Consider the following 17,340-nt stretch of genomic DNA (forward strand, 5'->3'; position numbering starts at 1 on the left):
GTGAAGTCCTTCCGCGGGCGGCGGGTCAGGAAGCGCGGATCATGCCCTCCTGGGCAACGGTGGCGAGGTGGAGACCATCGCGGGTGAAGAAGCGCCCGTACCCGAGGCCTCGGCCCGAGTCGGCGGCGACGGCCTCCTGCGCGTAGAGCAGCCAGTCGTCGACCGGGCCCTCGCGGTGGAACCACATGGCGTGGTCGAGGCTCGCGGTGACGAGTCCCGGCCGCGCCCAGGGCAGGTCGAGCACGCGCAGGACGGGTTCGAGGATCGTGTAGTCGCAGACGTAGGCCAGCGCGGCGAGGTCCCGCTGGGCGTCGGTCAGCCCGTCGACGGGGCGCAGCGGGTCGAACGGCTTGACCCACACGGCCTGGTGGGGGACCTTCGCGCCCTCGACGGTGAGGTAGACGGGTCCGGGCACGTGCCGCATGTCGAAGCTGCGGCCTCCGGCCCAGTACGCCTTCGACTCGTCGGTCATCGTGCCGCCCGCGCGGTCGGCGAGGAACTGCGCGGAGCTGGGCAGCTCCTCGGGGTCGGCGAGGCCGGCTGTCTTGGACCGGCGGCCGGCCAGAATCTTCGCGGAGCTGGGCAGCTCCTCCGGGTTCGCCAGGCCGGCCGTCTTGGAGCGGTAGCCGTCGCCCGCGCCGTCGGCGAGAAACTCCAACGAGCTGGGCAGCTCCTCCTCATTCGTGAGGCCGGCCATCTCGGCCCGGTAGCCGTCGCCCGCGCGGCCGGCGCGGAACCCCGCCGAGCTGGGCAGCTCCCCCTCATTCGTGAGGCCGGCCATCTCGGCCCGGTAGCCGTCGCCCGCGCGGCCGGCGCGGAACCCCGCAGAACTGGGCAGCTCCTCCGGATTCACGAGACCGGCCAACTCGGCCCGGTAGCTGCCACCCGGCTCGCCGGCGGCGAAGTTCGCGAAGGCGGCGTAGAGGGGCTTGCCGTTCTGGTAGCCGCGGACCTGCCGGGTGCTGTAGCCGCGGCCGTCGCGCAGCAGCTCGACCTCGTAGCGCACCTGGGCGCCGATGTCGGCCGGGCGCAGGAAGTAGCTGTGCATCGAGTGCAGCGTCTTGCCGTCGGTGACCGAGCGCATGGCCGCGGCGGCCGCGGCGGCGACCAGGTCTCCCCCGTACGCCTTGGGCCACGGGCAGGGCTGCGTGACGGCGGTGAACGCGAGGTCGAAGTGCTCCGGCTCGGCCTTCTCCAGCGTGACGGCGTCGGTGAAGATCCCGGATGTCGTCATCATCGGGTCAGCCAGTCGCGCAGGTCCTCGTCCGGCACGTCGTCGAGGTTCACGACGATGTTCTCCGGGGTGCGCGTCGTCATCCACGTGAGGGGCCTGTTGCGGTCGAGGTTGCACTCGATGTGCGGCATGAACGGCGGCACGAAGACCCAGTCGCCCTCCTCCATGTCGACGTAGTCCGCGAACTCCTCGCCGAAGTAGATGCGGGCCCGTCCCGACAGCACGTACCCGCCGGTCTCGGCCTCGCCGTGGTGGTGGGTGACCGAGCGGTAGCCGGGCTCGTTGGTGACCTTGCCGAACCAGAGCCGCGTCGCCGGGGTGTGCTGGATGCTCACGCCCGAGATCCGGATCGCGCCGCCGGAGTTCGCGGTGTCCGGGTTCTCGGCGCCGCCGCGCGTCACGACCGGCGCGACCAGTCCGCTGGGCAGCCGGTACATCGAGTTGTCGCCTTCGAGCCGGTACTTGCTGAGGTCGGGCTCCATATCTCGTATTCTTCACGACCGTCAGATAGTGTCAATACTCATGAGGCCAGCAGCAGTGAACCCGGCCAGCCTTCCTGCGCCGAGCGGTTACTCCCACGGCACGCTCTCCGGCAACACCCTGTACCTGGGCGGGCAGACCGCCCTGGACGCCCACATGAAGATCGTCCCCGGCGGGATCGTCGAGCAGTTCCGCCAGGCGTTCGGCAACGTGCTGACGACGTTGCGCGCGGCCGGCGGCGAGCCGGAAGACCTGGTCAGCATCACGATCTACCTGACCGACATCCCGGACTACCAGGCGCACGGCAAGGAGATCGGCAAGGTGTGGCGCGAGCTCGCCGGCCCCGTCTACCCGGCCATGGCGGGGATCGGCTGCACGGCGTTGTGGCAGCCGGAGGCCCTGGTCGAGATCCTCGGTGTCGCCGTGATCCCCGACGAACGGCTGGTCAGGCCCAGCTGAATCGATAGCGTTCTTATGATCTACGAAACATGTGCGCAATATCTTCGGGAGGTGCGGTGAGGCTGGCTTCCGTGACCGTCGACGGCGTGCGTCGCGGTGGTGTGGTGGACGGTGGGTCGATCACGCTGCTGACGCACACCGTCGACGACGTCGTGCGCGGAGCTCCGATAGTCCGCACAGAGGTCGTGGAGTTGGCGGACGTGCGGCTGGAGTCGCCGTTGCACCGCTTCAACCGCGACGTCCTGTGCACCGGGTGGAACTACTGGGACCACTTCGAGGAGTCGGCGGGCAAGCGGGAGGGCCAGGACCCGACGTCACGCCCGTTGCGCCCGACCTTCTTCACCAAGGGCCCGGATACAGTCATCGGCCCGTTCGACCCCATCGCCTACGACCCGTCGTTGTCGCAGAAGTGGGACTACGAGGCCGAGATCGCGATGGTCATCGGCCGCGACGGCCGTTCGATCCCCGAGCAGAAGGCGCTGGACCACGTGTTCGGCTTCCTCGTCGCCAACGACGTCTCGCAGCGCGACCTCCAACGCGCGCACGGCGGTCAGTGGCTCAAAGGCAAGAGCCTCGACGCGACGATGCCCCTCGGCCCGTGGCTCACGACCACGGACTCGGTCGACCTGTCCGAGATGCGGGTGCAGTGTGAGGTCAACGGCGTGCTGCTGCAGGACGCGTCGAGCACGCAGATGGCGTTCTCGTTCGCGCAGATCATCGCCGAGCTCAGCGAGGGCATGACCCTGCGGGCGGGGGACGTCGTCCTGACCGGCACCCCCAGCGGCGTCGGCAACGCCCGCGACCCCCAGGTCTTCCTGCGCGACGGCGACGTGGTCGTGACGAGGGTCAGCGGGCTCGGCGAGCTGCGCAACACCGTCACGCTGACCGACCTGGGCGGACGTTAAGCTCCGCTGATCGAGACGAGGAGAGGGCACTGGACGTCGCGGAGATGACCACGGAGACCACGGCACCCGCCGGTCGCGACCGGCTGGGCCCGCTCATCATCACGATCTTCGGTCTCTACGCGCGCGGCGAGCACAACTGGCTCTCCGTCGCCTCGGTCGTGCAGCTCATGGCGGACCTGGGCTTCGAGGGCGCGGCGGTCCGCTCGTCCATCTCCCGCCTGAAGCGCCGTGGGGTGGTCCGCGCCGAACGCCGCGACGGCGCCGGCTACGCGCTGTCCGAGTCCACTTTGGAGACGCTCGCCGAGGGCGACACCCGCATCTTCGAACGCCGCCGCGCCAACGTGGCGGACGGCTGGCTCGTGGTCGTGTTCTCCGTGCCGGAATCGGAGCGGGAGAAGCGGCACGCGTTGCGGACCAGCCTGACGCAGCTCGGGTTCGGGACCGCGGCTCCCGGGGTGTGGGTCGCTCCCGGGAACCTCGCGGTGGAGACGCGGCGGACCCTGGAGCGGCGCGGGCTGGCCGAGTACGTCGACATCTTCGCCGGGGAGCACTTCGCCTTCGAGGACCTCCGGTCGAAGGTCCGGGCCTGGTGGGACCTCGACGAGCTGACAGACCTCTACGCGGACTTCCTCCGTCGCCATCGCCCTGTGGCCGAGGCCGGGGTCTCGTCGGTCCGGCAGGCCTTCCAGGACTACGTGCCGATGCTGACCGCCTGGCGGCGGTTGCCCTACAGCGACCCCGGGTTGCCGCTCTCCCTGTTGCCGCCGGGCTGGAACGGCGTCACGGCCGAGGCGCTGTTCGAGGAGCTCAACGGGACGTTGAGCGCTCCCGCTCGCGAGCACGCGCTGGCTGTGATCCACGGGCGGTAGGGCCCGGCCTCACCCGACGGCGTCGCCCTGCGGTTGCGGGCACTCGCCGCCGGGCGTCGTCAGCAGCTCGAAGTGCCACATCTCGTTCGAGTAGGCCTGGCACAGGCCGTAGTCGGCGCCGTGCTGGATGAGCCAGTCGTCGGCGTTGGTCGGGCCGATGTCGATCGCCTTGCCGGTGACGTGCGCGGACTTCTCCGGCGGGTGCACCCAGCGCCGCGCCTCCTCCTCGGACCGGTAGAGGTCGACGGCCTCGTCCAAGAGGCGTTGCTGGTGTTCCTTGCTCCGCCAGCCCGAGGTGACGCGGAACTCGACACCTGCCCGCTTCGCGTCCGCCGCCGCCTTGCGCATGGCGGTGAGGAGGGCGGGGTCGAGGTTCGCGATGGCGGCGTGGGTGTCGTCGTCGAGCGAGATGCTCTCGTTCTTCGGGATGCTGCCGTCGTCGGTCACCTGGGTTTTCGTCGACGGGGTTCCGCCGGGTGTGCAGGCCGTCACGATCACTAGTGCGCCGGCGAGCACCGCCCGGCGTCCTTTGCTGTTCACGTCCTCGACACTGCCGAACCGATGTCCCCGGACGGCCAGCGGAACGTGCGCATTGTGTAATGACCTGTCGACTGAGTAGAACGGTGATCATGGAGTCACGGATCACCGTGTGTCGCGGTTGTTGTTGCGGCACCGAGCGCAAGCATCCCGGGGTCGATCACGAGCGGCAGCTCGAGGCGTTGCGCGCGCGGGCGTCGGTGCGGGTGGCGGACTGCCTGGACGCCTGCGAGGTGTCGAACGTCGTCGTCGTGCAGCCCAGCCGGACGGCGCGGGAAGCCGGTGCCCGGCCCGTCTGGGTCGGCGAGGTGCTGGACGACGACGCGGTGCTCGGGGTGGCCGACTGGGTCGATGCCGGTGGGCCCGGGCTGGCCGCTCCCCCGGACTCGGTGCTGGCGCGGATCGTGCCCGCCCCTGGCGGCCGCGGGGCATGAACTAACTTGGGGGCATGGAGATCTACGACATCCCCGTTCGCACGCTCGCCGGTGAGCCCGGTGACCTAGGTGCGTTGCGGGGCAAGGTGGCGCTGGTCGTCAACGTCGCCTCGCGCTGCGGCCTCACACCGCAGTACGCCGGGCTGGAGCGGTTGCAGGAGAAGTACGGGGCCGAGGGCTTCACCGTGGTCGGGTTCCCGTGCAACCAGTTCATGGGGCAGGAGCCGGGCACCTCGGAGGAGATCGCCACGTTCTGCTCGACCACGTACGGGGTGTCGTTCCCGCTGTTCGAGAAGATCGAGGTCAACGGGCCCGACCAGCACCCGGTCTACCAGGAGCTGACGAAGCACGCGGACGCCGACGGCACCGCCGGGGACGTGCAGTGGAACTTCGAGAAGTTCCTGGTGTCGCGCGACGGGCAGGTGCTCGGGCGGTTCCGGCCCCGGACCGAGCCGGAGGACGCCTCCATCACCGAGGCGATCGAAGGCGCCCTGCGCTAGTGGTGTGATGTCCAGGGACGTTGTTCCGGACGTGATGGCCTGCGGTGAAGACAGGTGAAGGTCTCCGGGTGTGAAGCGGAACTGCTGAGGAACCGCTTCACGGCCTGGAGTCCTTCGTGTCCCACCCAAACGCGACGCTGACGCCACGCACCCGGTTACCCGGCCGGGATGAATGACCACAGCTCCCGGCCGCACCACAGCCCGGACCGCACCACCGAACCGGTGGTGCGGCGGATCGTGACGCTGCGGTCGCGGCACCGTCTGGGGCCGGTGCAGATCGTGGGCCGGCTCGGGATGGCGGCCTCGACCGTGCACGCGGTGCTGGTGCGCTGCCGGATCAACAGGCTGTCCCGGATCGACCGGGTCACCGGCGAACCGTTGCGCCGCTACGAACATCCACACCCCGGTTCGCTGCTGCATGTCGACGTCACCAAGTTCGGCAACATTCCCGACGGCGGCGGCTGGCGCTTCGTCGGCAGGAAACAGGGCGATCGCAACCGCGAGGCCACCGCCAAACGCACCGGCGCCCGGCACGCCCACTACGAACCCAACGTCGGCACCGCGGTCCTGCACACCGTGATCGAGGCCGGCCGCCCATCACCCGGCTGACCAACCTCCCCGGACATCACAGCCAGGTCGTGCGGCTCGCCGGACCCGGCTACTCGGTGAACATGGTGAACGAGCGCATGTTCTCGAAGCGCCGGGCCGCGAGGTCGTCGAAGCAGATCAGGAAGCACCCGTAGTAGAACTCGCTCGCCGTGTAGAACTGGGCGAGCGGCACCCACTCCCTGATCAGCTGGTACTCACCCGCGTCGCTCAGGTCGGCGAACCCGGCGTAGGTCATCTGCGTCCACGGGGTCGCCGACCCGCCGATCAGCGCGCAGTAGCCGCCGAGGCGGAACCCGGAACTCCGGTCCACGTCCGGCCAGAGGACGTCGACGAGCTCACGCAGCTCTTCGACGTGCTTCAGCTCCTCGAACAGCCGCTCCTCGACCAGCGAGTCGAAGTCGTAGTCCTCCTCGGTGATCCACTTCGGCAGGGCGGGCTCGACCCACGCGGTGAGCCGGTGCTCCGGCTGCAGGAACGGGAGGTTCTCGTGGAAGAACGTCCTGGTGTCGTGGTCCGGCGGCGGTGACGCGACCACCGTCTCCGTGCCGGCGGGGACGTGGAGGACCCGCGCGTGCACCGGCTCTTCCGTGTGGGCCTCGGCTTCGACGTCGTCGTCGTGGTTCAGGAAGAACAGCAGCGAGCCGTCCTCCGGCAGGGGAAGTCCCTCTGCCCGCGGCAGGAGCGCGCAGTCGATCGAGGCGATGAACGGCAGCGGGGTCCCGTCGCGGTCGGCCGGCCAGTCCGTGCCGACCGGTAACCGGGGAAGCCCGCCCTCCTGGCCCACGACCTGCTCGTCGGGGCCTGCCGTGCCCAGCCACACCACGAAGCGGAGGTGGTCGGCGAACTTGACGGCCTCGTCCTCGGGCAGACCCCGGTCGATCGCCGCGCTGCGGAACTGTTCGTAGCGGTCCATGGCGGAGCATGATCGCAGACCGGCGCAAGGCCGCTGAAAGCGCTCCCACAAGTCCGAAGTGGACGTCCACAGTGGAACCAAGAGCTGGTCGGCATTCGGAGCCGCGCGTTGCGCCGAAGCGCGGCCCCCACCGGGGTCCGCACGGGCGAGTGCCATGCGGAAACCCGTGCCATGGCGCGGACCGGCAATTTCGAGGTGGGCACTACCTCAACGGCCGTCGGCTGGTCGACACTCTCGGTGTCGGACATACCGGGAAGGTGGCGACCAGGTGGCAACGGGAGACGATCCGCCGCAGTTCCGGGTGCTGGGCACGTTCGAGGTGACGCGGGGCGGCCGCCGGTGCACGCCGACGGCCCCTAAGCAACGGGCCCTGCTCGCGTTGCTCGCGTTGCACGCCAACGAGTTCGTGCCGACGAGCCGCATCGTCGACCAGCTGTGGTCACGCGACGCGCCCCGGTCGGCCGTCGCGGCGCTGCACGGGTACGTGACGGCGGTGCGGCGCGTGCTCACGCCCAGCCGGGTGAGCTCGAGGAACTCGCACCCCGTCCTCAGCACGCGCCCGTCGGGCTACGTCCTCGTCCTGGAGCCGCACCAGCTCGACCTGACCCGGTTCCGCGCACTGGCGAAGGAGGGCCAGGGGGCGATGGCGGCCGGCGACTGCGCCCACGCGTGGGACAGGTTCTGCGCGGCGCTGCGCCTGTGGCGGGGTTCGCCGCTCGCGGACCTGCGCGGCACGGGGGCGTTCGACCACGACATCGCGCGCCTGGAGAAGGAGTACCTGGAGCTGTTGCGCAACCGGTTCGACGTCATGCTCTGCAACGGCGACGGGCACCTGGCCGTGTTCGACCTGGAGGAGCTGTGCCAGACCCACCCGCTGTGGGAGGGATTCCACGAGCAACTGATGCTCGCGCTGTGCCAGGCGGAGCGCCGCGCCGACGCGTTGACGGCCTACGCCAGGGCGTACCGGCTGCTGTCGAACCACGCCGGCATCGAGCCGGGACCGCGCCTGCGGTCCCTGCACCAGCTCATCCTCAACGGGGACGACCCGCTCGACCGGGTGCACCGGCACGAGCGGGCCACCACCGGGTCAGAGCCGGCGCGCACCGCTTCCCCTTAGCCGCCAGTCGAACAGTCGGCGGTAGAAGACGAGCGGCTCGGCGTCCTCCACCAGGGTGCGGCTCACCTCACCGATCAGGACGGTGTGGTCGCCGTGGTCGAACACGGCGGTCGCGGTGCAGCGCAGGTAGATCGGCGCCGCGCACAGCCGCGGGACCGGCCCGTCCCACTCCCAGGCCACGCCGGCGAACTTGTCCGCGCCACGGCTCGCGAACGTCCGCGCGGTGCGTTCCTGCGCGCTGCCGAGCACGTGCACTCCGAACTCGGCACAGTGCGTCAACGGTTCGAGGCAGCGGGAAGCGTGGTCGACGACCACGAGCACGGACGGTGGATGCACGCTGTACGAACAGATCGACGAGACGAGCAGCCCGCACGGACGGCCGCTCGCCCGCGTCGTCACCACGGCGAGGCCCGAGACCAGCCGACTCATGGCATCGGTGAACGCGGCCACCGGAAGTCCGGCGGCCACGTCCTCCGTCGCTGTCACGGGGCTCTCCTACCTGGCCGACGCCGCGGCGCAGAGTTCCCTGCGCTCCCTGGCGTCCTCGTCGTCGGTCACCGCGAGCACCGCGTCGTAGTCGAGGATCGCGGCGGCCAGCTCGCCGGACTCCTCGTACGCGACCGCGCGGTTGTAGCGGGACTCCGGGTTGTCGTCGAGCGTGATGGCCCGGCTCAGGTAGCTGATCGCGTCGGTGAGTTCGCCGGACGCCACCGCGATCGTGCCGCGGATCGCCCACGCCTCGGCCAGCCTGTCGTTGCGCCGCACGGCCTGGGCCAGCACCTCGGACGCCTGCGCGTACTCGTCCCGCTCGACCAGCAGCTGGCCCTTGAGACACAACAGGTGCGCGTTGTCCGGGGCGAGTTCGAGGGCGGCCGACACGTCCCGCCACGCCCCCTCGACGTCGCCCTGCGCCAGCAGGTGTCCGGCGCGGTTGATCCGGGCGTCGACGTGGCGCGGGTCCAACTCGATGACATAGCTGAAGGCGGCCATCGCGCCTTCGACGTCGCCGAGCGCGAGCAGGGCGTCGCCGATGTTGTAGTGGGCCTCGGGGAACGGCGGTGACAGGCGCAGCGCCTCGCGGTAGGCGTCGACCGCCTCCTCGTCGCGGCCGAGTCTGCGCAGGACGTTGCCGACGTTGAAGTGGTGCTCGGGGAAGTTCGGGTCCCGTTCGAGGACGTGGCTGTAGTCGGCGAGCGCGTCGTCCAGGCGACCCATCGCGCCGTAGACCTGCGCGCGGTTGTAGCGCAGCACCAGGCGGTGCAGCACGTGCTCGTCCGGGCCCAGTTCGCGGTCGAGGCGCGCCATGCCGTCGTTGACGAGCGCGAGCGCGACCTCGGGCTTCTGCTCGCGCACCTCGACCAGCGCCAGTCCGTTGCGCGTGAAGACGGACTGGAACGCCTCCTTCTTCGGGTCTCCCAGCTGCGACGCGAGCGCGATGGCGAGGTTCATCCACGCCCTGGCCTGGACGTAGTCGCGTTCCGCCTCCGAGTAGTGCCGCGCGTACAGCATGGCCATCGCGTACGAGAGCTCCAGGTGGATCGCCGGGTCGAGGGAGGCGGCACGGCCTTCGACGTACAGCCTCTCGGCCTCGGCGGCACGACCGACGGCCGCGAGCACGATGCCCGTCTGGAACGTGAGGTGCCACCACATGTCGGGGTCGGTCTCCCGGTCCGCGGCCGCGCGGCCGCGCAGACCGTGGTCCGCGGCGGCCTGGTAGAGCCCGACCTTGTGGCAGTGGTCCAGCGCTACGCGCAACGCCTGCGCGCCGGCACCCGCGGGGTCGCTGCCGTGTTCCAGGTGGTGCGGAATCGCACCGAGCCGCAACGAGAACTCGTCCGACTGCGCGAGTCGCGCGGCACGGGCGTCGTGCAGCGCGGCACGCGATTCGGTCGGCAGTGAGAGGTAGGCGGCGAGCAGCCGCGGGTCGTCGTCCGTGCCGTCACTGTCCACATAGGCCCGCGCGGGGTCTTCCGGCAGCTCCCCGAGCTCGACCGGTTCCGCGTCGACGACCTGGGCGTGCGCGGCGATCGTCCGCCCCAGCGACACGTCGATCTCCCCGCGCGGGTCCACGAGCGGCGCACGGCTCGTGCCCACGACGACGGTCAGGTCCGGGATGTCGCCGCGGCGCAGCAGGACCGCGATGAACTCCTGGTCGGACGCGTCCGCCTCGTGCGCGTTCTCGACCACGAGGGTGCGCGGACCGCCCCCGAGTGCCGCGAGGTAGTCGCGCACCAGCTCCGCCAGGCCGTTCGCGATGTTGCGCGTGTGCAGCCGCGAGTAGTACCGGGTGCGTTCGCTGTCCTGCACGGCCCACTCGAGCGTGTGCCAGGCGCTCGGCACCCGGCCGGCCAGTTCCGGCGTGGTCGTGAGCAGCTCGATGTTGTGCCGCTCCCCCAGTTCGGGACACCGCTCCAGCAGGTCGTCGGCGATCTGGCGCAGCAGCGACCCGGCAGCCGTGTACGGCCCGCGCAGCCGCCGGTGGGCGTCGAGGACCGCCCAGACCGGCGGGAGGTCCAGTGCGGCGAGGGCGTCTGCCCGGTCGCGCCGCCGGTCGGCGCGGATCCAGTAGCGGCTGTCCATCGGTGCGTCCCTTCAGTGGATGACGTGGTGCAGGCGGCGGTCGCGGCGCGCCCGCACGCGCTCCCGGACCACGAGCCAGCCGAGCACGGCGCACTGCGCGAGCGCGACGGCGCCGAAGACGATCGAGTCGAGCAGTTGGGCCGTGGGCACGCCCTCGCCCGTGAGCCGGCCGAGGACGCCGGTGACGAACCGGTAGAGCACGGGGGCGCCGGCGAGCGCGAACGTCGTGAGGCTCGCGGTGTAGCCGACGACGACGAGCCACGAGTACCAGCGCGCCACCCGGCGGTCGACGGGGTGCAGCGCGGACTCGTCCTCCTCCGGCCGCCCGGCGAGCCGCCGGAAACGGTTCTTCACGATCCGCAGGGCGGCCCCGTGCAGGTCCACGCAGCCGAGCACGGTGCTCACGAGCACATAGATGTCCGTGCGCAGGTACAGGAAGAACTGCCAGACCACCCGCAGCAGCGCGGCGAACGCGACGGCCAGCAGGAACCGCCCGGGACCCGACAGCGAGCCGTCCGCGTGCCGCGTCAGGTCGGCGGCGACGGTGCACGCGGCGATGCCGAGGACGTCGGCCAGCAGCCCGGCGACGATCGGCAGGTAGCGCTGCCCGCGCGGGACCGCGACCAGCCCGTCGAGCGAGGTCTCCAGCACGATGAAGTAGAGCCGCCGCCCTATTCGCAACCTCGATCGCACCCCCAGCCGCCGCCCCGCCAGCGCGTGGAACGACTCGTGCAGGAAAAGAAGGGGAATCGCGGCGAGGAACAACCCGACCTGGATGACCACGTAGTAGTCGGAGAAGAAGATGCTGTGATAAGTCGGCCGCAGGTCCGCTTCGAACACCATCGCCGACAACGCCCAGGCGATCAGTCCCGAGTACAACACCCACGCGACAGGCGAGAACAAAGCGGCACCGAGCCCGCTGAATCGAACAGGCGCGGTTTCGGCGGTCTTCTCGCCGGAGGTGCGAATGAGGTCGAGCTCGTCCAGTCCGGCGAGGACGTCCTCGACGTCGACCTCCTCCCCGTACTCGCGCTCGAACCACTCGGCGGCCTGGCGCGGGGTGTCCCCGTCGACCAGTCTGCGCACGAGCGCGGCGCCCTCACCGGGGAAGATGCCGTACGAGTCGACATCGGCGCGCCCGATCGTCACCTCGTCGCCGTCCTCCAGGAACACCAGCGGGTGCAGCGGCACCGGGCGGTCCAGATCGAACTCGGTCACGACGTTCCTCCCCCGCGGATCGGGTGCGCCGGGTCCGGGAACCCGGCGCACCCTCGTCTCGCCTTAGGCCGGCTTGACGTTGTACTGCGAGCAGGCGGCCGCCGTGAGGCGGACCGGGCCCACCTTGCGGATGGTGATTCGCTTCATCTTCGCCTTGGGCTTCTCCACGAGTGCTCCTCCCTCGGATGTGCAACTGACATCGAGAAGTCTGCCCTCGGGTTCCAAGAAAGCTCCAAAAGCGCTCCAAAAGGAGATTGCTCCGAATGAGCGACGCGAAATCCAATGGGCAGATTCACCCGTTTCCACGGTGAAGTGACATCAGGCGAAGGTCTTCGCCAGCAGTCCGCTCACCCGCTCGGCGATCTCGTCGACCTCCTCCTCCAGCGCGAAGTGGCCGGTGTCGAGCAGCACGACCTCGGCGGACGGCACGTCGCGGCGGAACGCCTCGGCACCCGCCGGGACGAAGAACGTGTCGTTGCGGCCCCAGATCGCGAGCACCCGCGGCTGACGGGTCCGCAGCCACTCCTGCCAGGACGGGTAGCGGCCGGGATTGACCCGGTAGTCCCACAGCAGTGCCTTCATGTAGTCGGCGCGGCCGGGCAGGTCGATGACGTGCTGGTCGGCGACCGCCTGCTCGGGGTCGATGTGCGCGGGGTCCTTCGCGCCCACGAGCCACTGGTGCCGCGTGCCCTCGGCGCTGACGACCCAGTCGAGCTTGTCCTGGTCCTGGGACCTGTCGTTCCAGTGGTTCTGCAGCACGTCCATGTCGGGGCCGAGGCCGTCGACGTACGCGTTGCCGTTCTGCGTGATCACGGCACGCACGCGCTGGTCGTGCTCCAGCGCGATGCGGAACCCGACCGGGGAGCCGAAGTCGAACACGTAGACCGCGTAGTCGCCGATGCCGAGCAGGTCGATCGTCCTGCCGGTGACCTCGGCCAGCCGGTCGAACGTCGGCTCGCCGGGCAGCGGGTCGGACGAGCCGAAGCCGGGGTAGTCGATCGCGACGACGTGCCAGGCCGCGGCGAGCCGGTCGATCAGCCGCACGTAGGAGCGACTGCTCGACGGATAACCGGGCAGCAGCACGATCGTGGGCCTGCTCGTGTCCCCTGCCTCGCGGACGAACACCTTGAGGCCGTCGACCTCGACGTGGTGGTGGCGGATCGCGGGCATGTCGTTCTCCTCGATTCGGTCTAATGGATAGAACGACCGTATACACGTTAGATCGCACGCCGCAAGGTCTCGCACCGAGAATCTGCTAATGTCTAACCAGTCGCTCCAACCGTTAGGAGAGGGCGTTGGGACTGTCCGACTTCCAGGCAGCGGGCTTCGTGATGGGCGCGGAACCGCTGGTGGCGCTCGACCTGGTCGACACGCACGCGTTGTGCCTCGACCCGGTCAAGGACTTCATCGCGGACGAGGCCGGCCACGCCCGCTGGTGGGCGCTGCAGGCCGACCGGCTGCCCGCCGCACCGCCACCGGCGATGACCGCGACCCGCAGGCTGCGCTCGGTGCTGCGGGCCCTGTTCGAGGCCCACCTGACCGGAGCCGAACCCGACCCGCAGCTGATCGCGGACCTCAACGCCGTCGCGGCCGCCGTCCCGACCAGCCCGCGACTCGACGGGTGGGGCGCCGGCGCGGTCGCCGCGACCCGGTGGCACGACGACTACAACGGACACCCCGGACTGGCCGCGATCGCGGGCGAGGCGATCGGGCTGCTCGCCGACCAGGAGCGGCTCGCGAAGCTGCGGGCGTGCGCCGACCCGACCTGCTCGATGCTGTTCCTGGCGGAGAACAGGCGCCGGGTGTGGTGCGCCGCCAACGTCTGCGGCAACCGGGCGAGGGTCGCGCGGCATTACGAACGCACCCGCGGCTGAGTACGTTCGACCCCATGCGGATCATCAAGCGACTCGCGCTCGTCACCGCGGCCGCCGGCCTGGCGGCGGTCGTGGCACCGGGCGCCGCGAGCGCCACACCGGGCACCGGGGTCAGCGCCGTCACGATCTTCGACCACGTGCTGGGTGACACGCGGTACGTGCTCAGGGAGATCACCGTCGCGCCGGGCGGCTCCACCGGCTGGCACTACCACCCCGGACCGGTCAAGGGGGTCGTCGCGAAGGGCGTGCTGACCCACCACGAGTCCGACTGCTCGGTCGACGGCGTCTACCGGCCGGGGCAGGTCATCACCGAGGACAGCGGCCCCGGGTACGTCCACCTCGGGCGGAACCTCGCGGGCGCCCCGCTCGTGCTGGAGGTCCTGTACCGCACCCCGGTCGGCGACCCGCTCGCGGTCAGCACGCCGAACCCCGGCTGCTCCTTCGAGTGAGCGCTAGCGGCGGCGGTGGGCGTTGATCTCGTCGCTGTGCTCCAGCGCCCACTCCGCGAGCGCGATCACCAGCGGCATCAACGTCCTCCCGAGCCCGGTCAGCTCGTACTCGACGCGCGGGGGCACCTCGGCGTAGGCCGTGCGGCTCACCAGGCCGTCCTCGGCGAGGTGCTTCAGCGTCAGCGTCAGCATGCGCTGCGAGATGCCGGTGACCGCCTTCTCCAGCTCCCCGAAGCGCAGCGGCCCCTCCCGCAACGCGCCGACGACCAGCAGGCTCCACTTGTCGCCGATGCGGTCGAGCACCGCGCGGACCGCACCCCCGTCGTCCATCGGCGGCGGACAGCTCCTCACCCGAGTGAACCCCGTCACAGCTACGGCTCCTGTCCTGGACACATACATCCGTGTGCCTTTTGTGGCGCCCTCGAAACACACACACGATGAGGCTACGCACAAGTGGTAAGGATCGGAGTGTGCAATGAACATCGCGCTGTGGGTGGCCCAGTTCCTGCTGGCGGCGGTCTACCTCGGCAGTGGCCTCGTCAAGCTGCTGCGCTCGCGTGAGCAGGTCATCGCGTCCACCGGCGCGTGGGCGGAGGACTACTCCGACGGGGCGGTGAAGGGCATCGGCGCGGTCGAGGTGCTCGGCGCTCTCGGAGTGGTCCTGCCGTGGCTCACCGGCATCGCCCCGGTCCTGACGCCGATCGCGGCCGTCGGGCTGGTCGTCGTCCAGGTCGTCGCCATCCGCGTCCACCTCAGGATCGGCGACACGAAGACGTTGCCCGTCAACGTGGTCCTGCTGCTCCTGGCCGCGTTCGTCGCGATCGGACGGTTCGCCGGCTGACCGGTCGCCCGATCGGGTCCTGGCACGCGGGGTACCGTCCCGTCGCATGAGTGCTCGGTTCCAGGAACTCGACTACCGCCAGACCCCGCTCGGTGAGCTCTCCCTGCGGCGCCGGCTCGAACCCGGCACCGGCAGGGAGATCCACGAGATCAAGCTGAACGAAGAGTTCCTGATGTCCAGCATGTTCGTCGTCGCCGAGGTCGAGCTGGCCCGCCTCGCGCTCGCGGAACTGACCGGCGACTCGCTGAACGTCGTCGTGGGCGGCCTCGGACTCGGGTACACCGCGCAGACCGTGCTGGAGGACCCGCGCGTGGGCTCGTTGCAGGTCGTCGACGCGTTGAGCGAAGTGATCGAGTGGCACGAGCAGGGCCTCATCCCGGCGGGCAGGACGCTCGCGGCCGACGAGCGGTGCCGCCTGGTGCACGGCGACTTCTTCGACCTGGTCCGCTCCGGCCAGGGGTTCGGTCCCGCACTCCTCGACGCGCTCGTCGTCGACATCGACCACTCCCCGCGGCACCTCCTGCACCCCACCAACGCCGACCTGTACGGCCCCGAGGGCTCGCGGCGGCTCGCGGACCTGGTCGCGCCCGGCGGGGTGTTCGCGCTGTGGTCCAACGACCCACCCGAGGACGAGTACGCCGCCACCCTCGCGACGGTCTTCACCGACGTGCGGGCCGAGGTGGTCCGCTTCCCCAACCCGTTGCAGGACAGGGAGTCGACGAACACGGTCTACCTCGCACGGCGCGGCTGAGCCATTCGCCGCAACTTCGCGGATCGTGGTTTGGCCGTCAACGACAGCGGGCAATGAGCCCCTCATGATGGCGTCGTACTGGGAGACCGCCCGGACCGGTTTCCTGGCGTTCGTGGGTGTCGGGCTGTTGGTCCTCGTGCCCCTGGTCCTGTTGCACTACTTCCGCTTCCGGCGGGTCGAGCCGCGCAGGGCGTTCGTGCTGTACGGCCTGCTGGCCTACGGCCTGGTCGCCCTGGCGCTGATCTTCCTGCCGTTCCCGCGCGACGTCGGGAACCTGTGCACGGGCGAGCAGATGCTGTCCACGGTCCCGTTCCAGTGGGTCACCGACATGAGCAACAACATGGCGGCCTACGGACGTTCCGGCATCCTCGCGATGGTCCAGTCGCAGGCGTTCCTGCAGCAGCTGTTCAACGTCGCGCTGTTCGTGCCGCTGGGCGTGGTGCTGCGCAAGGCGTACGGCAAGGGCCCGCTGGCCGTCATCGCGATCAGCCTGGGGCTGTCGCTCGCCATCGAGGTCGTGCAGTACACCGGCAACCTCGGTTTCTACCCGTGCCCGTACCGCATCGCCGACGTCGACGACCTCATCTCGAACACCTTCGGCGGAGTCCTGGGCTGGATGATGGCGCCGGCCGCGTTCGTCGTGCCCAGGGTGCCGTCGTCCGACGAGTCGACCGCGCCGCCGACCACCGTGACCATCCCCCGCAGGCTCATCGGCCTGGTCGCCGAGCTCGTGCTGGTGATCGTCGTCGCGAAGCTGTGGCTGCACTCGGACCCGCGCTGGGCCGTCTGCGTGCTGGTGGCGTCGCGGGTCGTGCTGCCCGCCGCGGCGAACGGCGTGACGATCGGCGGGATCCTGCTGCACTACCGGATCCGTTCTGACGACGGCTCGCGCGCCAACCCGCTCCAGCTCGCCCTGCGCGAACTGCTGGGCTTCACCGGCTTCATGGCCTACGCGACCGTCGTGTCGCCGCTCATCGACATCGGCTGGTGGGACCTGGTCGTCGTGGCGTTGTTCGTGGGCGGCGCGTTCGTCCTGCCCGTGTTCCGCCGCGACCAGCGCGGGTGGCACGAACAGGTGGCGCGCACGCGGGACGTGTTCGCCGTCAGGGAGACCGGGTACCCCGAGCGCCATGACGACGTACACGCACACAGCTGAGGCGGACATCCCGGCCGACACCCTGTTCGCGTTCCTGGCCGACCCCACGAACCTGCCCCGGTACTTCCCGCAGATGACCGCCGCCGAGCCCGAGGGCGGTGAGCAGGTGCACGTGGAGGCCGAGGTGCACGGCCACCACGTCGAGGGTGAGGCGTGGGTCCGGCCGGACGCCTCCCGGCGAACGCTCGAGTGGGGTGCCGAGGGCCCGGACGACTACCACGGCGAACTGCAGGTCGAGGAGGTGGCGGCCGGCCGGTCGCGTCTCACGATCAGCCTGCACAGCGTGCGGGAGGCCAAGGGGGACGAGGTGCAGCGCGGTCTGGAGGAGACGGTCGCGGTGCTGACCCAGACCGCGGCGGCGGACGACCGGGCGAACGACCAGGCGTGATGTCCGCCGAGGCGGTCGTGCCGCAG

21 protein-coding genes and 1 pseudogene are annotated in these 17,340 nt (G+C 70.3%); 13 read left to right on the forward strand and 9 right to left on the reverse strand.

The window, feature by feature from the left end:
• Positions 1-25 precede the first annotated feature (25 nt).
• Together BMY74_RS45785 and BMY74_RS27110 are read right to left on the reverse strand one after the other, a co-directional pair.
• Positions 26-1,237, reverse strand: coding sequence for an acyl-CoA thioesterase (locus BMY74_RS45785; protein ID WP_218159765.1), 1,212 nt, complete (start codon positions 1,235-1,237; stop codon positions 26-28).
• The gene (locus tag BMY74_RS27110) at positions 1,234-1,716 is read right to left on the reverse strand and encodes a cupin domain-containing protein (RefSeq protein WP_089920977.1); all 483 of its coding nucleotides are present in this window, start codon (positions 1,714-1,716) and stop codon (positions 1,234-1,236) included. Before BMY74_RS27110 ends, BMY74_RS45785 begins: the two co-directional genes overlap by 4 nt.
• A 40-nt stretch (positions 1,717-1,756) precedes the next feature.
• Between BMY74_RS27110 and BMY74_RS27115 the strand changes: the two genes are divergently transcribed.
• Genes BMY74_RS27115 through BMY74_RS27125 form a run of 3 tightly spaced genes read left to right on the forward strand, consistent with a single transcriptional unit; the run spans position 1,757 to position 3,947 of the window.
• A complete protein-coding gene (locus tag BMY74_RS27115; protein ID WP_089920979.1) occupies positions 1,757-2,173 on the forward strand; it encodes a RidA family protein in 417 nt (138 codons plus the stop codon).
• Between the two features lie 56 nt (positions 2,174-2,229).
• Positions 2,230-3,078: a fumarylacetoacetate hydrolase family protein gene (locus tag BMY74_RS27120; RefSeq protein ID WP_218159766.1), complete on the forward strand. Its 849-nt coding sequence runs from the start codon at positions 2,230-2,232 to the stop codon at positions 3,076-3,078.
• A 44-nt stretch (positions 3,079-3,122) separates the two neighbouring features.
• Entirely contained in the window at positions 3,123-3,947 is an 825-nt protein-coding gene (locus BMY74_RS27125; protein ID WP_089920984.1) for a PaaX family transcriptional regulator, read from the forward strand.
• 9 nt (positions 3,948-3,956) lie between these two features.
• Here the strand turns inward: BMY74_RS27125 and BMY74_RS27130 are convergent, their stop codons facing one another.
• A complete protein-coding gene (locus BMY74_RS27130) occupies positions 3,957-4,487 on the reverse strand; it encodes a M15 family metallopeptidase (protein WP_245786387.1) in 531 nt (176 codons plus the stop codon).
• An 89-nt stretch (positions 4,488-4,576) separates the two neighbouring features.
• On the opposite strand from BMY74_RS27130, the gene BMY74_RS27135 reads away from it, so the two are divergent.
• The 3 genes and pseudogenes from BMY74_RS27135 to BMY74_RS27145 form a co-directional block, all read left to right on the forward strand.
• Positions 4,577-4,918: a (2Fe-2S) ferredoxin domain-containing protein gene (locus BMY74_RS27135; RefSeq protein ID WP_177229942.1), complete on the forward strand. Its 342-nt coding sequence runs from the start codon at positions 4,577-4,579 to the stop codon at positions 4,916-4,918.
• 14 nt (positions 4,919-4,932) lie between these two features.
• On the forward strand, positions 4,933-5,418 hold the full coding sequence (locus BMY74_RS27140) for a glutathione peroxidase (protein ID WP_089920991.1): 486 nt from the start codon (positions 4,933-4,935) through the stop codon (positions 5,416-5,418).
• 165 nt (positions 5,419-5,583) lie between these two features.
• Positions 5,584-6,003: pseudogene (locus tag BMY74_RS27145) on the forward strand (transposase family protein); the annotation flags it as partial.
• A gap of 73 nt (positions 6,004-6,076) precedes the next feature.
• Here the strand turns inward: BMY74_RS27145 and BMY74_RS27150 are convergent.
• On the reverse strand, positions 6,077-6,940 hold the full coding sequence (locus BMY74_RS27150) for a DUF1963 domain-containing protein (RefSeq protein WP_177229943.1): 864 nt from the start codon (positions 6,938-6,940) through the stop codon (positions 6,077-6,079).
• A 268-nt stretch (positions 6,941-7,208) separates the two neighbouring features.
• On the opposite strand from BMY74_RS27150, the gene BMY74_RS27155 reads away from it, so the two are divergent.
• On the forward strand, positions 7,209-8,057 hold the full coding sequence (locus BMY74_RS27155) for an AfsR/SARP family transcriptional regulator (protein WP_177229944.1): 849 nt from the start codon (positions 7,209-7,211) through the stop codon (positions 8,055-8,057).
• Here BMY74_RS27155 and BMY74_RS27160 read toward each other — a convergent pair.
• From BMY74_RS27160 to BMY74_RS27175, 4 genes are all read right to left on the reverse strand, one after another.
• On the reverse strand, positions 8,028-8,543 hold the full coding sequence (locus BMY74_RS27160; RefSeq protein WP_089921000.1) for a flavin reductase family protein: 516 nt from the start codon (positions 8,541-8,543) through the stop codon (positions 8,028-8,030). The genes BMY74_RS27155 and BMY74_RS27160 overlap by 30 nt on opposite strands.
• 9 nt (positions 8,544-8,552) lie before the next feature.
• On the reverse strand, positions 8,553-10,637 hold the full coding sequence (locus BMY74_RS27165) for a tetratricopeptide repeat protein (RefSeq protein WP_089921003.1): 2,085 nt from the start codon (positions 10,635-10,637) through the stop codon (positions 8,553-8,555).
• Positions 10,638-10,649: 12 nt separating this feature from the next.
• Positions 10,650-11,855: a hypothetical protein gene (locus BMY74_RS27170; protein WP_089921010.1), complete on the reverse strand. Its 1,206-nt coding sequence runs from the start codon at positions 11,853-11,855 to the stop codon at positions 10,650-10,652.
• Between the two features lie 318 nt (positions 11,856-12,173).
• The gene (locus tag BMY74_RS27175; protein ID WP_089921014.1) at positions 12,174-13,025 is read right to left on the reverse strand and encodes an alpha/beta fold hydrolase; all 852 of its coding nucleotides are present in this window, start codon (positions 13,023-13,025) and stop codon (positions 12,174-12,176) included.
• A 125-nt stretch (positions 13,026-13,150) separates the two neighbouring features.
• On the opposite strand from BMY74_RS27175, the gene BMY74_RS27180 reads away from it, so the two are divergent.
• Together BMY74_RS27180 and BMY74_RS27185 are read left to right on the forward strand one after the other, a co-directional pair.
• Positions 13,151-13,729, forward strand: coding sequence for a CGNR zinc finger domain-containing protein (locus tag BMY74_RS27180; protein ID WP_245786388.1), 579 nt, complete (start codon positions 13,151-13,153; stop codon positions 13,727-13,729).
• A gap of 14 nt (positions 13,730-13,743) precedes the next feature.
• Positions 13,744-14,178: a cupin domain-containing protein gene (locus BMY74_RS27185; RefSeq protein WP_089921016.1), complete on the forward strand. Its 435-nt coding sequence runs from the start codon at positions 13,744-13,746 to the stop codon at positions 14,176-14,178.
• Positions 14,179-14,181: 3 nt separating this feature from the next.
• On the opposite strand, the gene BMY74_RS27190 is transcribed toward BMY74_RS27185, so the two are convergent.
• Positions 14,182-14,508, reverse strand: coding sequence for a winged helix-turn-helix transcriptional regulator (locus BMY74_RS27190; protein WP_089921020.1), 327 nt, complete (start codon positions 14,506-14,508; stop codon positions 14,182-14,184).
• A gap of 145 nt (positions 14,509-14,653) precedes the next feature.
• On the opposite strand from BMY74_RS27190, the gene BMY74_RS27195 reads away from it, so the two are divergent.
• From BMY74_RS27195 to BMY74_RS27210, 4 genes are all read left to right on the forward strand, one after another.
• Positions 14,654-15,019: a DoxX family protein gene (locus BMY74_RS27195; RefSeq protein ID WP_089921023.1), complete on the forward strand. Its 366-nt coding sequence runs from the start codon at positions 14,654-14,656 to the stop codon at positions 15,017-15,019.
• 46 nt (positions 15,020-15,065) lie between these two features.
• Complete coding sequence (locus tag BMY74_RS27200) at positions 15,066-15,770, forward strand: polyamine aminopropyltransferase (protein ID WP_089921026.1); 705 nt, start codon at positions 15,066-15,068, stop codon at positions 15,768-15,770.
• Positions 15,771-15,834: 64 nt separating this feature from the next.
• Positions 15,835-16,926, forward strand: a complete 1,092-nt coding sequence (locus tag BMY74_RS27205) for a VanZ family protein (RefSeq protein WP_089921029.1) — start codon at positions 15,835-15,837, stop codon at positions 16,924-16,926.
• On the forward strand, positions 16,901-17,314 hold the full coding sequence (locus BMY74_RS27210; RefSeq protein ID WP_089921032.1) for an SRPBCC family protein: 414 nt from the start codon (positions 16,901-16,903) through the stop codon (positions 17,312-17,314). The genes BMY74_RS27205 and BMY74_RS27210 overlap by 26 nt, the downstream gene beginning before the upstream one ends.
• Positions 17,315-17,340 lie beyond the last annotated feature (26 nt).

This window comes from Lentzea albida (assembly GCF_900111005.1).
Taxonomy (GTDB): Bacteria; Actinomycetota; Actinomycetes; order Mycobacteriales; family Pseudonocardiaceae; genus Lentzea; species Lentzea albida.

Coding starts and splice junctions, on each gene's coding strand:
- BMY74_RS27210 (WP_089921032.1), top strand. CDS start 16,901: ATGACGACGTACACGCACACAGCTGAGGCGGACATCCCGGCCGACACC.
- BMY74_RS27200 (WP_089921026.1), top strand. CDS start 15,066: ATGAGTGCTCGGTTCCAGGAACTCGACTACCGCCAGACCCCGCTCGGT.
- BMY74_RS27140 (WP_089920991.1), top strand. CDS start 4,933: ATGGAGATCTACGACATCCCCGTTCGCACGCTCGCCGGTGAGCCCGGT.
- BMY74_RS27195 (WP_089921023.1), top strand. CDS start 14,654: ATGAACATCGCGCTGTGGGTGGCCCAGTTCCTGCTGGCGGCGGTCTAC.
- BMY74_RS27115 (WP_089920979.1), top strand. CDS start 1,757: ATGAGGCCAGCAGCAGTGAACCCGGCCAGCCTTCCTGCGCCGAGCGGT.
- BMY74_RS27175 (WP_089921014.1), bottom strand. CDS start 13,025: ATGCCCGCGATCCGCCACCACCACGTCGAGGTCGACGGCCTCAAGGTG.
- BMY74_RS27135 (WP_177229942.1), top strand. CDS start 4,577: ATGGAGTCACGGATCACCGTGTGTCGCGGTTGTTGTTGCGGCACCGAG.
- BMY74_RS27110 (WP_089920977.1), bottom strand. CDS start 1,716: ATGGAGCCCGACCTCAGCAAGTACCGGCTCGAAGGCGACAACTCGATG.
- BMY74_RS27185 (WP_089921016.1), top strand. CDS start 13,744: ATGCGGATCATCAAGCGACTCGCGCTCGTCACCGCGGCCGCCGGCCTG.
- BMY74_RS27150 (WP_177229943.1), bottom strand. CDS start 6,940: ATGGACCGCTACGAACAGTTCCGCAGCGCGGCGATCGACCGGGGTCTG.
- BMY74_RS27205 (WP_089921029.1), top strand. CDS start 15,835: ATGATGGCGTCGTACTGGGAGACCGCCCGGACCGGTTTCCTGGCGTTC.
- BMY74_RS45785 (WP_218159765.1), bottom strand. CDS start 1,237: ATGATGACGACATCCGGGATCTTCACCGACGCCGTCACGCTGGAGAAG.
- BMY74_RS27125 (WP_089920984.1), top strand. CDS start 3,123: ATGACCACGGAGACCACGGCACCCGCCGGTCGCGACCGGCTGGGCCCG.
- BMY74_RS27190 (WP_089921020.1), bottom strand. CDS start 14,508: ATGGACGACGGGGGTGCGGTCCGCGCGGTGCTCGACCGCATCGGCGAC.
- BMY74_RS27165 (WP_089921003.1), bottom strand. CDS start 10,637: ATGGACAGCCGCTACTGGATCCGCGCCGACCGGCGGCGCGACCGGGCA.